This is a genomic window from Pelomonas parva (assembly GCF_043555835.1).
GTDB lineage: Bacteria > Pseudomonadota > Gammaproteobacteria > Burkholderiales > Burkholderiaceae_C > Pelomonas > Pelomonas parva.
The window spans coordinates 53,694-66,806 of the sequence record NZ_JBIGHV010000002.1 but is presented as its reverse complement, the minus strand read 5'-3'; the positions used below and the strand labels follow the sequence as shown (position 1 = coordinate 66,806).

At 66.3% G+C, this 13,113-nt stretch carries 13 protein-coding genes; 10 read left to right on the top strand and 3 right to left on the bottom strand.

All coding sequences use genetic code 11. The features are described 5' to 3' along the window. From ACG00Y_RS04190 to ACG00Y_RS04145, 10 genes are all read left to right on the top strand, one after another. Nucleotides 1-855: an energy transducer TonB gene (locus tag ACG00Y_RS04190; protein ID WP_394476278.1), complete on the top strand. Its 855-nt coding sequence runs from the start codon at nt 1-3 to the stop codon at nt 853-855. Next, entirely contained in the window at nt 852-1,667 is an 816-nt protein-coding gene (gene aroE, locus ACG00Y_RS04185) for a shikimate dehydrogenase (RefSeq protein WP_394476277.1), read from the top strand. Before ACG00Y_RS04190 ends, aroE begins: the two co-directional genes overlap by 4 nt. After that, nucleotides 1,667-2,383 carry a monofunctional biosynthetic peptidoglycan transglycosylase gene (gene mtgA / locus ACG00Y_RS04180; RefSeq protein WP_394476274.1) on the top strand — a complete coding sequence of 239 codons (717 nt, stop codon included), beginning with the start codon at nt 1,667-1,669 and terminating at the stop codon, nt 2,381-2,383. The genes aroE and mtgA overlap by 1 nt, the downstream gene beginning before the upstream one ends. Beyond that, nucleotides 2,380-2,964: a hypothetical protein gene (locus ACG00Y_RS04175; protein WP_394476272.1), complete on the top strand. Its 585-nt coding sequence runs from the start codon at nt 2,380-2,382 to the stop codon at nt 2,962-2,964. The genes mtgA and ACG00Y_RS04175 overlap by 4 nt, the downstream gene beginning before the upstream one ends. Continuing rightward, complete coding sequence (locus ACG00Y_RS04170) at nt 2,961-3,482, top strand: TlpA family protein disulfide reductase (RefSeq protein WP_394476270.1); 522 nt, start codon at nt 2,961-2,963, stop codon at nt 3,480-3,482. The genes ACG00Y_RS04175 and ACG00Y_RS04170 overlap by 4 nt, the downstream gene beginning before the upstream one ends. A gap of 108 nt (nt 3,483-3,590) precedes the next feature. Further along, nucleotides 3,591-4,040: a type II 3-dehydroquinate dehydratase gene (gene aroQ, locus ACG00Y_RS04165; RefSeq protein ID WP_394476269.1), complete on the top strand. Its 450-nt coding sequence runs from the start codon at nt 3,591-3,593 to the stop codon at nt 4,038-4,040. A gap of 57 nt (nt 4,041-4,097) precedes the next feature. Then, entirely contained in the window at nt 4,098-4,556 is a 459-nt protein-coding gene (gene accB, locus ACG00Y_RS04160; protein ID WP_394476267.1) for an acetyl-CoA carboxylase biotin carboxyl carrier protein, read from the top strand. Nucleotides 4,557-4,681: 125 nt separating this feature from the next. Further along, nucleotides 4,682-6,031, top strand: coding sequence for an acetyl-CoA carboxylase biotin carboxylase subunit (accC, locus tag ACG00Y_RS04155; RefSeq protein WP_394476265.1), 1,350 nt, complete (start codon nt 4,682-4,684; stop codon nt 6,029-6,031). Further along, the gene (gene prmA, locus ACG00Y_RS04150; RefSeq protein WP_394476263.1) at nt 6,028-6,924 is read left to right on the top strand and encodes a 50S ribosomal protein L11 methyltransferase; all 897 of its coding nucleotides are present in this window, start codon (nt 6,028-6,030) and stop codon (nt 6,922-6,924) included. The genes accC and prmA overlap by 4 nt, the downstream gene beginning before the upstream one ends. Continuing rightward, nucleotides 6,921-7,844, top strand: coding sequence for a zinc-ribbon and DUF3426 domain-containing protein (locus tag ACG00Y_RS04145; RefSeq protein ID WP_394476262.1), 924 nt, complete (start codon nt 6,921-6,923; stop codon nt 7,842-7,844). Before prmA ends, ACG00Y_RS04145 begins: the two co-directional genes overlap by 4 nt. 137 nt (nt 7,845-7,981) lie before the next feature. On the opposite strand, the gene ACG00Y_RS04140 is transcribed toward ACG00Y_RS04145, so the two are convergent. The 3 genes from ACG00Y_RS04140 to ACG00Y_RS04130 all read right to left on the bottom strand — a co-directional run bounded on the left by ACG00Y_RS04140 (nt 7,982) and on the right by ACG00Y_RS04130 (nt 13,020). Then, nucleotides 7,982-8,572 (bottom strand): histone, encoded by a 591-nt coding sequence (locus tag ACG00Y_RS04140; protein WP_394477481.1) that lies wholly within the window; start codon nt 8,570-8,572, stop codon nt 7,982-7,984. 209 nt (nt 8,573-8,781) lie between these two features. Then, on the bottom strand, nt 8,782-9,954 hold the full coding sequence (locus tag ACG00Y_RS04135; protein WP_394476260.1) for a ribonucleotide-diphosphate reductase subunit beta: 1,173 nt from the start codon (nt 9,952-9,954) through the stop codon (nt 8,782-8,784). 156 nt (nt 9,955-10,110) lie between these two features. Then, nucleotides 10,111-13,020, bottom strand: a complete 2,910-nt coding sequence (locus tag ACG00Y_RS04130; protein WP_394476258.1) for a ribonucleoside-diphosphate reductase subunit alpha — start codon at nt 13,018-13,020, stop codon at nt 10,111-10,113. Nucleotides 13,021-13,113 lie beyond the last annotated feature (93 nt).

Here is a 13,113-nt window from a genome sequence, read left to right as displayed (position 1 = left end):
ATGCGCCGCCTGAGCACCCTGCAGATCGCGCTGGCGTTTTCGCTGGGTGCGCATGCGGCCTTGCTCAGCCTGCGCATCGCCGCGCCCGACGCCTTCAACCGCATCTTCCAGGACACGCCGCTGGAGGTCGTGCTCGTCAACACACGCTCCAACGAGGCGCCCACCAAGGCGGCGGCACTGGCGCAGGCCAACCTGGCCGGCGGCGGCAACACGGAAGTCGGCCGCGCCACGTCGCCGCTGCCGCCCGCGCGCCGCAGCGAGGTGGGCGACGCCGCCGAGGCGCAGAGTTCGCAGATTTCGCAGCTGCAGCAACAGCAGCAGCAACTGCTGACCCAGTTGCGCCGCGACATCGCGCTGCTGCCGCCGCCCGACCCACGCCGCGAGAAAACCGACTCCGCCGAGCGCGCGCAGGCCGAGAAGCGCCGCCAGCTGGTGGACCTGCTGGCCGAGATCGAGAAGCGCGTCAACGAGGAAAGCGCCCGGCCGCGCAAGCGCTACATCAGCCCGGCCACGCGCGAGGTCGTCTACGCGCAGTACTACGACGGCCTGCGCCGCCGCATCGAGGAGCGCGGCACGCGCGACTTCCCCGAATCCCGCGGCAAGAAGCTCTACGGCGAGCTGACGATGAACATCCACATCGACCACAAGGGCCGCGTCATCGAGACCGACGTGTTGGCCTCCAGCGGCAACGCCACGCTGGACCGCCGCGCCATCGCCATCGTGCAGGCGGCCTCGCCCTTCGGCAACTTCAGCCGGGAGATGCTGCGCGGCGCCGAGGTGCTGGTCATCACGTCGCGCTTCAGGTTCACGCGCGACGACGGGCTGGAAACGACTTTGCAGGGACAAGCGCAATGACAGATCGATATGCCGTCGTCGGCAATCCGGTGGCGCACAGCCGCTCGCCGGACATCCACGCGATGTTTGCGGAGCAGACGGGGCAGGACCTAACCTATGAGCGCCTGCTGGCGCCGCTGGACGGTTTCGAGGCCACGCTGCGCGCCTTTGCCGCCGCTGGCGGGCGCGGCTGCAACATCACCGTTCCTTTCAAGTTCGACGCGTTCGCGCTGGCCACCACCCGCACCGAGCGCGCACAGCTGGGCGGCGCTGTCAACACGCTGCGCTTCGATCAGGGCGGCTGGACGGGCGACAACACCGACGGCGCGGGCCTCGTCAACGACATCCAGCGCAACGCCGGCCGACCGCTGGCCGGCCTGCAGGTGCTGCTGGTCGGCGCCGGTGGCGCGGCGGCGGGCGTGCTGGGCAGCCTGATCGCCGCCGGGCCGGCAGGCATTGCGGTCGTGAACCGCACGTTCGACAAGGCCCAGGCGCTGGTCGCCAGCCATGCCCACCTGGGCGTGCCTTTGGCTGCCGGCACCTTGGTTGATGCACCCGCCGCGCAGGACATCATCGTCAACGCCACCAGCACCAGCCTGGCCGGTGCGGCCTCGCCGGTCGACGCCCGCGTGCTGAAGCCAGGCAGCCTGGCGCTGGACATGATGTACGGCCCCAAGGCACAGGGCTTCCTCGACTGGGCCACCGCCCACGGCGCCGAGCCGCGCGACGGCCTGGGCATGCTGATCGAGCAGGCGGCCGAGGCCTTCTTTTTCTGGCGCGGCGTGCGGCCGGACACGGCGCCGGTGCTGAAAGCGCTGAGGGCATCGCTGTGATGCGCCATGCCGGCCGTCTGCTCGCCGTGCTGGCCTTGGCGGTGCTGTGCCTGCAGCTCTGGTTCGCCGGCCGCATCGCGCTGATGAATGTGCTGGCGCCGCAGTCCACCAGCTTCCAGCGCAGCGAGGCCCTCCGGCTGCTGGGCGAGAAGCAGCAAGTCGCCTGGGCCCAGTCTTGGGTGGACGACGCGCAACTGCCCAAGACGCTGAAGCGCGCCGTCATCGCCAGCGAGGACGACGGCTTCGCCGAGCATGGCGGCGTGGATTGGGACGCGCTGAAAGGCGCGTGGCAGAAGAACGAGAAGGCGCAGGCCCGCGCCGAGGCGCGCAAGGCCAAGAAGCCGCCCAAGGTCATCGGCGGCTCGACGATCACGCAGCAGTTGGCCAAGAACCTGTTCCTGTCCGGCGAGCGCACGCTGCTGCGCAAGGGCCAGGAACTGATCCTCACGCTGATGCTGGAAGGCCTGCTGAGCAAGCAGCGCATCCTGGAGATCTACCTGAACAGCGTCGAGTGGGGCGAAGGCCTGTTCGGCGCCCAGGCGGCGGCGCGGCACTACTTCCGCATGGACGTGTCCCGGCTCGGCAACTTCGAGGCCGCGCGGCTGGCGGTGATGCTGCCGGCGCCCAAGCGCTTTGAGCGCCAGCCGGGGTCGGCCTACGTGATGGGCCGGGCCGCCGTCATCACCGGGCGCATGAACGATGCGCAATTGCCATGAGTGAGATCACCGAAGAGATCGCGGCCGTGGCCGCCCGCCTCATCGTCGACGAGGGCATGGACTGGGGCCCCGCCAAGCAACGGGCCGCCCGCGATCTGGGCGCACCGCGCGCCGCGCTGCCGGGCAATGACGAGGTGGAGGCGGCCGTGCGCGAGCACATCGCCATCTTCCACGCCGACACCCAGCCGGCCGAGTTGCGCGCGCTGCGCGAGCTGGCCGCGCAGTGGATGGCGCGGCTGGCCGAATTCCGCCCCCACCTGACCGGCGCCGTCTGGCGCGGCACGGCCACCAGGCTGTCCAACGTGCACCTGCAGCTCTACTGCGACGACAGCAAGGCGGCCGAGATCGCGCTGCTGGATCGAGGCGTGGACTTCGACGTGGCCGAGACGACCGGCGGCAAGGGCCGGCCGGTGGACATGCTCATCCTCGACGCGCCCTGCCCGGCCTTGGGCGAGCGCGTCACGCTGTGCCTGACCATCCTTGACTTTGACGATCTGCGCGGCGCGCTGAAGCCGGACGCGCGCGGCCTGACCGAGCGCGGCGACCTGACCGCCCTGCTTACCCTGCTGGAGACCGAATGAGCCCTGTGACCCGCCGCCTCATCCTGGCCGGCGCCGGCGTGGGCGCCGCTGCGCTGGGCGCCTCCTTCGCCTGGCGCAAGCTGAACCCACCCGTCGCCTCGCCCGTCGCCCAGGCCTTCTGGACCCGGCGCTTCGCCGGCATGGACGGCGCCGAGCTGGACGTCGCCCGCTGGCGTGGCCAGCCGTTGCTAGTCAATTTCTGGGCCACCTGGTGCCCGCCCTGCGTGAAGGAGCTGCCGGAGATCAACCAGTTCTACGGCGAAGCCAAGGCCAAGGGCTGGCAGGTGCTGGGCCTGGCGGTGGACCAGGCCGATCCGGTGAAGGCATTCCTGAAAAAGACGCCGCTGGACTTCGCCATCGCGCTGGCCGGCGCCGAGGGCCTGGGGCTGGTGCGGGAACTGGGCAACCCGGCCGGCGGCCTGCCCTTTTCCGTCGTCTTTGACGAGACCGGCGAGATCAGTTGGCGCCGGCTGGGCGTCACGCACCTGGCGGAGCTGAGGGCGCTGCTAACTTCTTGAGAATTACCCTATCCCAGCCGGAAACCGGCGGCAAAAAGCGTAAAGTTCGCCCTTCCTCAATTTAGTGGCGCTTCTCTAGACCCTAACGGTCCAGCCCCCGCCACGTGTTTGATGCAAATTCTTGTCCTGCACGGCCCCAACCTCAACCTGCTCGGCACCCGCGAGCCCGAGGTCTATGGCGCGCAGACCCTGCCCGAGATCGACGCTGAACTGAGCGTGATCGCCGCCGATGCCGGCGCCAAGCTGGTGAGCTTCCAAAGCAACCACGAAGGCGCTCTGGTCGACCGCATCCAGGCCTCGCGCGGCGATGGCACGCGCTTCATCGTCATCAACCCGGCCGCCTACACGCACACCAGTGTCGCCATCCGCGACGCGCTGGCCGCCGTCAGCGTTCCCTTCATCGAAGTCCACCTGTCCAACATCCACCGCCGCGAGCCCTTCCGCCATCACAGCTATCTGAGTGATCTGGCAGTGGGCGTCATCTGCGGCCTGGGCGCCAACGGCTACCGCCTGGCCGTGCGCCACGCCCTCGAATCGTTGGGAGCTGCTGGCGCCTGAGAGCGGCCAGCGGCTTCTCCTTTTTCCCTCACAACAACAACATAGCCTGGAGCCATGATGGACCTGCGCAAGCTCAAGACCCTGATCGACCTGGTCTCGGAATCCAATATCTCCGAACTGGAAATCACCGAAGCCGACGGCAAGGTCCGCATCGTCAAGGCCGACCCGGCAGCCACCGTGGTCGCGCAACCGGTCTACGCCACCGCCCCGGCCGCGCCCGTCGCCGCTGCGGCACCGGCCGCACCCGTGGTCGCCGCTCCGGTCGCCGCGCCCGTCGAAACCGGCCACGTCGTCAAGTCGCCCATGGTCGGCACCTTCTATCGCGCCTCCGGCCCGAACGCCAAGCCCTTCGGCGACGTCGGGCAGCAGATCAAGGAAGGCGAGCCCATCTGCATCATCGAAGCGATGAAGATCATGAACGAGATCGAAGCCGACAAGACCGGCACGATCACGAAGATCCTGTGCGAGAACGGGCAGGCGGTCGAGTTCGGACAGCCGCTGTTCGTGATCGAGTGAGGCCACTCGATGTTTAAGAAGGTTCTTATTGCGAATCGCGGAGTTCGCGCACAGCGCGGACGTGCCGCAGGCACGGCAAATTGCACGGTTCGCGCAGCGAACCAGAGCGATGGAGCCGAGTGACTATGTTTAAAAAAGTTCTGATCGCCAATCGAGGCGAAATCGCCCTCCGCATTCAACGAGCGTGTCGTGAACTCGGCATCAAGTCCGTCGTCGTCTACTCCGAGGCCGACCGCGACGCCAAATATGTGCGCCTGGCCGACGAGGCCGTCTGCATCGGCCCCGCACCGTCGGCCCAGAGCTACCTCAGCATGCCGGCCATCATCGCGACGGCCGAGGTGACCGACGCCGAGGCCATCCACCCGGGCTACGGCTTCCTCAGCGAGAACGCCGACTTCGCCGAACGCGTCGAACGCAGCGGCTTCACCTTCATCGGCCCGACGCCCGAGTCCATCCGCCTGATGGGCGACAAGGTTTCGGCCAAGCAGGCCATGATCCGCGCCGGCGTGCCCTGCGTGCCCGGCTCCGAAGGCGCCCTGCCCGAGGACCCGAAGGAGATCATCAAGATCGCCCGTTCCGTGGGCTACCCGGTCATCATCAAGGCGGCCGGTGGCGGTGGCGGGCGTGGCATGCGTGTCGTGCACACCGAGGCTGCCCTGGTGCACGCGGTGCAGACGACGCGCGCCGAAGCGGGTGCGGCCTTCGGCAACCCCGAGGTCTACATGGAGAAGTTCCTGGAGAACCCACGCCATGTGGAGATCCAGATCCTTGCCGACACGTTCAAGAACGCCGTCTGGCTGGGCGAGCGCGACTGCTCCATGCAGCGCCGCCACCAGAAGATCATCGAGGAAGCGCCGGCGCCCGGCATCCCCCGTCGCGCCATCGAGCGCGTCGGTGACCGCTGTGCAGCCGCCTGCAAGAAGATGGGCTATCGCGGCGCCGGCACCTTCGAGTTTCTGTACGAAAACGGCGAGTTCTACTTCATCGAGATGAACACGCGCGTGCAGGTCGAGCACCCGGTCACCGAGATGGTCACTGGCATCGACATCGTGCAGCAGCAAATCAGAATAGCTGCGGGCGAGAAGTTGCCGTTCACGCAGCGCCAGATCGAGATTCGCGGACATTCGATCGAGTGCCGCATCAACGCGGAAGACCCGGTCAAGTTCGTGCCCTCGCCCGGTCGCATCACGATGTGGCACGCACCCGGCGGCCCCGGCGTGCGCGTGGACTCGCACGCCTACACGAACTACTTCGTGCCGCCCAACTACGACTCCATGATCGGCAAGATCATCGTCCACGGCGACACGCGCGAGCAGGCCCTGGCTCGCATGCGCATCGCGCTGAGCGAGACGGTGGTGGAAGGCATCCAGACCAACATCCCGCTGCACCGCGAGCTGATGGCGGACGCAAAGTTCATCGAAGGTGGCACTTCGATTCACTACCTTGAAAGCTGGATGGCTGCCCACAAGCGATGAGCAATCTCTTCGAGCTGGCCCTGGTCTGCCGCGAGGCCGACGTCGAGATCGTCAGCGATGCGCTGATGGAGATCGACGCCCTCGCGGTGTCCGTTGAAGACGCCGATGCCGACACCGAGGCCGAGCAAGCCCTGTTTGGCGAGCCCGGCATGCCGGCACCCAAGGCCGGTTGGGAGCGCTCGGTCGTCAAGGCGCTGTTCCCGTCGGAGCCTGAGGCCACCGAGGCTGCGACGCTGATCCTGGCGCAGGACTGGGCAGCGGACATCCACGTGCAGGCCATCCAGGCCGTGCCGGAGCAGGACTGGGTGCGCCTGACGCAAAGCCAGTTCGCGCCGGTCGAAGTCACACCCGACTTCTGGATCGTGCCGAGCTGGCACGAGGCGCCGCCCCAGGCCCAACGCGTCATGCGCCTGGACCCGGGGCTGGCCTTTGGCACCGGCACGCATCCGACGACGCGCATGTGTCTGCGGTGGATTGCGACCCAGGGCAAAGCTTGGTCGCGCGTGCTGGACTACGGCTGCGGTTCCGGCATCCTGGCCATCGGTGCCGCGCTGCATGGCGCAACCAACATTGACGCGGTCGACATCGACCCAGCTGCCGTGACTTCGTCGCGCGACAACGCGACGGCCAACGGCGTGACGCTGAACCCTGGCCTGCCCGACCGGGCCAACGGCGAGTACCCGCTGGTCATCGCCAACATCCTGGCCATACCGCTGAAGCTGCTGGCGCCGCTGCTCTGCGCCCATGTGGCGCCAGGCGGTCATCTGATCCTCGCCGGCATCCTGTCCCGCCAGGCGGACGAGTTGAAGGCGGCCTATGCGCCCTGGCTGGCGCTGTCCGTCAGCGACGAAGAGGACGGCTGGATACTCATGACGGCGCAACGGGCCGCATGAGCTTCGCGACGCGCTGCACCGCCTGCGGCACGATCTTCCGGATCGTCGAGGACCAGTTGCGCGTCTCCGACGGCTGGGTCCGCTGCGGTCGCTGCGCCGAAATCTTCGATGCGCGCGAACTGCTGTTCGACATCGAGCAGGAGGCACCCCCGCCCTGGCCTCCCGCGTTCACGCCGGCTCCTGCGCCGACCATAGAGTCGCCACCGCCTCCACCGCCACCCGAACCGGCCTGGATGCCGCCACCCGAGCCCGAACCACGCACGGAGGCGTTGCCGACAGGTTGGCCCAGCGAGGTCGCACGGCAGGAGCCTCACTGGGTCGAGACCGAGAAAGCCGCCGAACCACTGCCGCCGCCCGAGCGGGCTCTGGACCCATCACCGCCAATGACGACTGCAACACCGGTCGCCGTGCCGGAGTTCATGCGCAGAGCGGAAAGCACGGCGCGCTGGCATCGACCTGGCGTACGCCTGGCCCTGGTACTGATATCCGTCCTGTTGGCTTTGCTGCTGGCCCTTCAGCTCACACTGCACTTCCGCGACGCGCTCGCCGCCCTACACCCACCGTTGAGCGGAGGGCTGCAGGTGCTGTGCGGCACTGTCGGCTGCGAGGTGAAGCCCTGGCGGCGCATCGAGGCGCTCAGCATCGAGTCGACGTCATTGAACCCGGTGGGCAACAGCAGCGGCTACAGGCTCAACCTCTCGTTGCGCAACAAGAGTGGCGTCGACGTTGCGGCACCCTGGGTGGAGTTGAGCCTGACGGACGCCAGCGGCGCGCCTTTCGCCCGCCGCATCGTCGGACCCGAGATGTTGACCCCGCAACTCGCCCGGGTCAGCGCCGATTCTGAGCAGGCCTTGTCCTTCAACTTCAGCACCGGCGGCCAGCGGGTCAGCGGCTACAGCGTCAACGTCTTCTACCCCTGAAGCGCGATGAACCGTTCGGCGCCAGCCGACGCAGATATCTGTCAATCCCCACCCAAAAAGAAACCCGGCACCGCTAGGCGGGCCGGGCTTTGCCAATGCTGCAACGGATGATCTAAACCATCCGCGCAGACAGGAGCTTAGGGCTTGTTGCCGGTCGGGAAAGGCCAGGCAGCTTGCGGGCTCAGCGCAGTCTTGGCCGCCGGGGCAGGCGCAGCAGCAGCTGGCTTGGCCGCAGGGGCAGGCTTGGCGGCGGCCGCCTTCTTCGGAGCTGCGGCCTTCTTGGCGGCAGGCTTTGCCGCCGGCTTGGCAGCAGCAGCCTTCTTGGGCGCCGCGACCTTCTTGGCGGCAGGCTTGGCAGCGGCCTTCTTCGCCGGAGCAGCAGCCTTCTTCGCCGGAGCGGCCTTCTTCGCCGGAGCAGCAGCCTTCTTCGCCGGAGCGGCCTTCTTCGCCGGAGCAGCAGCCTTCTTCGCCGGAGCAGCAGCCTTCTTCGCCGGTGCAGCAGCCTTCTTCGCCGGTGCAGCAGCCTTCTTCGCCGGAGCAGCGGCCTTCTTCGCCGGAGCAGCAGCCTTCTTCGCCGGAGCAGCAGCCTTCTTCGCCGGAGCAGCAGCCTTCTTCGCCGGAGCAGCAGCCTTCTTCGCCGGAGCAGCAGCCTTCTTCGCCGGAGCAGCAGCCTTTTTCGCCGGGGTTGCAGCGGCCTTCTTGGCCGGAGCTTTCTTTGCAGTTGCCATGGTTTTCTCCTTGATCAAGTGGAAAAGTCGCCGCCCCGCACGGACCGGTCCGTGCGGATACGGCTATTCACCGCCCGAGAGTCGCCCAGGAGGAGCGCCTCGATACGGTGAATGGGATCGCCATGCAGTCCCGCCACCTTGAAGGTGTTGACGCGGGTTTCGCTCGGTGACTGCATTGGCCAGGTCTTGATCTTGTGATGGCTGGGAGGTCAGTCCCAGCTCAGCGCCCCGCCCGATTGATACTCGATGACGCGGGTCTCGAAGAAGTTGCGTTCCTTCTTCAAGTCGATCATCTCGCTCATCCAGGGGAAGGGATTTTCTTCATTGGGGAACAGGGCTTCGAGGCCGATCTGCACCGCACGGCGGTTGGCGATGAAGCGCAGATAGCCCTTGAACATCGATGCGTTCAGACCCAGCACGCCACGCGGCATGGTGTCCTCGGCGTAGCGATATTCCAGCTCGACGGCCTTCAGGAACAGGGCCTTGATCTCGGCCTTGAACTCGGCCGTCCATAGGTGCGGGTTCTCCAGCTTGATCTGGTTGATCAGGTCGATGCCGAAGTTGCAGTGCATGGACTCGTCGCGAAGGATGTATTGGTACTGCTCCGCGGCACCGGTCATCTTGTTCTGGCGACCCATCGCGAGAATCTGCGTGAAGCCAACGTAGAAGAACATGCCCTCCATCAGGCAGGCGAAGACGATCAGGCTCTTCAGCAGCGTCTGGTCGGTCTCGGGCGTGCCGGTGTGGAAGTGCGGGTCCATGATCGCGCCGATGAAGGGGATCAGGAACTCGTCCTTGTCACGGATGGACTGGACTTCGTTGTAGGCGTTGAAGATCTCGCTCTCATCCAGCCCGAGCGACTCGACGATGTACTGGTAGGCGTGCGTGTGGATCGCTTCCTCGAAAGCCTGGCGCAGTAGGAACTGGCGGGCCTCGGGTGCCGTGATGTGGCGGTAGGTGCCCAACACGATGTTGTTGGCGGCCAGCGAGTCGGCAGTGACAAAGAAGCCGAGGTTGCGCTTGATGATGCGGCGCTCGTCTTCGGTCAGGCCGTTGGGGTCCTTCCAGAGCGCGATGTCGCGGCTCATGTTCACTTCCTGCGGCATCCAATGGTTGGCGCAGGTGGCGAGGTACTTCTCCCAAGCCCACTTGTACTTGAACGGCACCAGCTGATTGACATCGGTCTGGCCGTTGATGATGCGCTTGTCGGCGGCCTTCACGCGACGCGCGGTGACGGGTTCCCCGGACAACTGGGGAGCAGGGATAGCGACGCTGGGGGCTCCGTGCGCAGACGCCGATGCAGGCGTCGCCGAAGGCGTGACCGCGAGAGGTTTCGCGGTGTGGGTATCAGTGGACTTCAGGTCTTCGTCCCAATCCAGCATGGTGTCTTTCCAATCACTTCGAATTATCGGTAGCGCTTGCTTAAATCAACAAGGTCTGGCTACAGCTATTTGCATCTATCGCGCAATGTTTGTTGCGCGAGGGCATCGAAACACAGGGTGCGCACTTGTCTATACAAGTTCGCACCCCTACCTCATTTACTGGCAAGCCTCGCAGTCCGGATTGTCGATCGAGCAGAACTTCATGTCCGTCGCCGGCAGTTCGGGCTCGACGACAGCGACAGGCGCAACCGGTGCAGCGGCCATCGCTGCGGTGCTGTTGGACACCGAGTTCAGCTGACCCGAGCGCGTGACCGTGCTCTTCTCGGCCTGCGTCGCGCTGGTGGTGCGCAGGTAGTAGGTCGTCTTCAAGCCGCGTTGCCACGCGAGTTTGTAGGTCTCGTCGAGCTTCTTGCCCGAGGCGCCGGCCATGTAGATGTTCAGACTCTGCGCTTGGTCGATCCATTTCTGGCGGCGTGCGCCGGCTTCGATCAACCAGCTGGTGTCAACTTCGAAGGCGGTCGCGTACAGCGCCTTGATCTCTTCGGGCACGCGGTCGATGCGGCGCAGCGAGCCGTCGAAGTGCTTGAGGTCCATGACCATCACGTCGTCCCACAGGCCCAGCGCCTTCAGGTCACGCACCAGCGATTCGTTGATGACGGTGAACTCGCCCGACAGGTTGGACTTGACCGACAGGTTGCCGAAGCAGGGCTCGATGGACGCGTCCACGCCGATGATGTTGGAGATGGTCGCGGTGGGCGCGATGGCCACACAGTTGCTGTTGCGCATGCCGTAGGTGGCGATGCGGCCGCGCAGCGCGTCCCAGTCCAGCGTCGTCGAACGGTCCACGTCGACATAGCCGCCGCGGGCGTCGGCCAGCAGGTCGAGCGAGTCGATCGGCAGGATGCCGCGGTCCCACAGCGAGCCCTTGTACGAAGAGTAGCGGCCGCGCTCTTCAGCCAGCTCGGTCGAGGCCCAGTAGGCGTGATAGCAGACGGCTTCCATCGAACGGTCGGCGAACTCGACGGCGGCCTGCGATGCGTAAGGCGTGCGCAACTGGTACAGCGCATCCTGGAAGCCCATGATGCCCAGCCCCACCGGGCGGTGGCGCAGGTTGGAGTCGCGGGCCTTCTTGACGGCGTAGTAGTTGATGTCGATGACGTTGTCGAGCATGCGCATCGCCGTGCGCGTCGTCTTCTTCAGCTTGGCCTGGTCGATCTGACCGTCCTTGATGTGCTGGGCCAGGTTGACCGAGCCGAGGTTGCAGACGGCAATCTCGCTGTCGTTGGTGTTCAGCGTGATCTCGGTGCACAGGTTGGAAGAGTGCACGACGCCGACGTGCTGCTGCGGGCTGCGCACATTGCAGGCGTCCTTGAACGTGATCCAGGGGTGGCCCGTCTCGAACAGCATCGACAGCATCTTGCGCCACAGGTCCTTGGCGGGCATGCGCTTGAAGAGCTTGATCTCGCCACGGTCGACCTTGGCCTCATACGCCGTGTAGGCCACTTCGAAGGGCTTGCCGAACAGGTCGTGCAGGTCCGGGCAGGTGGATGGGCTGAACAGCGTCCAGTCGCCGCCTTCGATGACGCGGCGCATGAACAGGTCGGGAATCCAATTCGCCGTGTTCATGTCGTGCGTGCGGCGGCGGTCGTCGCCGGTGTTCTTGCGCAGGTCCAGGAACTCTTCGATGTCCAAGTGCCAGGTTTCCAGATAGGCGCAGACGGCGCCCTTGCGCTTGCCGCCCTGGTTCACGGCGACGGCCGTGTCGTTGACGACCTTCAGGAAGGGCACGACGCCCTGGCTCTTGCCGTTGGTGCCCTTGATGTGCGAGCCGAGCGCGCGCACCGGCGTCCAGTCGTTACCCAGGCCGCCGGCAAACTTGCTCAGCAGCGCGTTCTCTTTCAGCGCCTCGTAGATGCCGTCCAGGTCGTCGGCCACGGTCGTCAGGTAGCAGCTGGACAGCTGCGAGCGACGCGTGCCGGCGTTGAACAGCGTCGGCGTGCTGGACATGAAGTCGAAGCTGGACAGCACTTCGTAGAACTCGATGGCGCGGGCTTCGCGATCGATCTCGCCCAGCGCCAGGCCCATGGCCACCCGCATGAAGAAGGCCTGCGGCATCTCGATGCGCTCATCGGCGATGTGCAGGAAGTAGCGGTCGTACAACGTCTGCAGGCCAAGGTAGTCGAACTGCAGGTCGCGCTCGGCCTTCAGTGCAGCGCCCAGCTTGGCCAGGTCGTACTGGCCCAGCTTCTCATCCAGCAGCTCGGCCTTGATGCCCTTCTTGATGTAGCCGGGGAAGTACTCCGCATAGCGCGCGGTCATCTCGCCCTGCAGCACTTCACCACCGAGGATCTCCCGGCGGATCGTGTGCAGCAGCAGGCGGGCCGTCGCGCGGCTGTAGCCGGGGTCCTTCTCGATCAGCGTGCGCGACGCCAGGATGGCGGCCTTGTAGACCTCGTCGATGGCAACGCCGTCGTACAGGTTGCGCATGGTCTCGGCCAGCACGGGGGCGGGCTTCACGTCGGCGCCGAGGTTCTCGCAGGCCGAGGTGATCAGCGACTTCAAGTGTCCCAGGTCCAGCGGCCGGCGCTCGCCGCGGTCCACCACCATCAGCGCCGGCTCGGCGGCGCGCGAGGCTTCACCCTGGGCGGCGCGTTCCTGCGCGCGACGTTCGCGATAGAGGACGTAGGCACGGGCGACTTCGTGGTTGCTGCTGCGCATCAAGCCCAGCTCGACCTGGTCCTGCACGTCCTCAATGTGGAAGGTGCCGCCGCTGGGGCGCGAACGCAGCAGCGCGCGCACGACGTTCTGCGTCAGCTGCTCGACCGTCTCGCGCACGCTGGCCGAGGCCGCGCCGGTCGTGCCATGCACGGCCAGGAAGGCCTTCATCAGCGCCACGGCGATCTTGCTCGGCTCGAACGAGACCACGGCGCCGTTGCGGCGAATGATCTGGTAGGCCTGATAGCTCGACGGCGTGGGCGCTGCTTGAGACGGCGCGTCGGACCCAAACGCGGTCGGGGAGAGAGCGGCGGCGGGGGCGGCCTGGCCCGTGGCGGCTTCATGCAGCATGAGGAATCCTTGTCAAGAAATTCGAGAAATGACGGGCAAACGCGCGGCAACAACCCTGGGGAGGGTCGACGCATCGTGCGTTGCTTCAATGGG

Bases quoted from the DNA above. Each gene is read 5' to 3' on its own strand.
- ACG00Y_RS04190 (WP_394476278.1), top strand. From the start codon at position 1: ATGCGCCGCCTGAGCACCCTGCAGATCGCGCTGGCGTTTTCGCTGGGT.
- aroE (WP_394476277.1), top strand. From the start codon at position 852: ATGACAGATCGATATGCCGTCGTCGGCAATCCGGTGGCGCACAGCCGC.
- mtgA (WP_394476274.1), top strand. From the start codon at position 1,667: ATGCGCCATGCCGGCCGTCTGCTCGCCGTGCTGGCCTTGGCGGTGCTG.
- ACG00Y_RS04175 (WP_394476272.1), top strand. From the start codon at position 2,380: ATGAGTGAGATCACCGAAGAGATCGCGGCCGTGGCCGCCCGCCTCATC.
- ACG00Y_RS04170 (WP_394476270.1), top strand. From the start codon at position 2,961: ATGAGCCCTGTGACCCGCCGCCTCATCCTGGCCGGCGCCGGCGTGGGC.
- accB (WP_394476267.1), top strand. From the start codon at position 4,098: ATGGACCTGCGCAAGCTCAAGACCCTGATCGACCTGGTCTCGGAATCC.
- accC (WP_394476265.1), top strand. From the start codon at position 4,682: ATGTTTAAAAAAGTTCTGATCGCCAATCGAGGCGAAATCGCCCTCCGC.
- prmA (WP_394476263.1), top strand. From the start codon at position 6,028: ATGAGCAATCTCTTCGAGCTGGCCCTGGTCTGCCGCGAGGCCGACGTC.
- ACG00Y_RS04145 (WP_394476262.1), top strand. From the start codon at position 6,921: ATGAGCTTCGCGACGCGCTGCACCGCCTGCGGCACGATCTTCCGGATC.
- ACG00Y_RS04140 (WP_394477481.1), bottom strand. From the start codon at position 8,572: ATGGCAACTGCAAAGAAAGCTCCGGCCAAGAAGGCCGCTGCAACCCCG.
- ACG00Y_RS04135 (WP_394476260.1), bottom strand. From the start codon at position 9,954: ATGCTGGATTGGGACGAAGACCTGAAGTCCACTGATACCCACACCGCG.
- ACG00Y_RS04130 (WP_394476258.1), bottom strand. From the start codon at position 13,020: ATGCTGCATGAAGCCGCCACGGGCCAGGCCGCCCCCGCCGCCGCTCTC.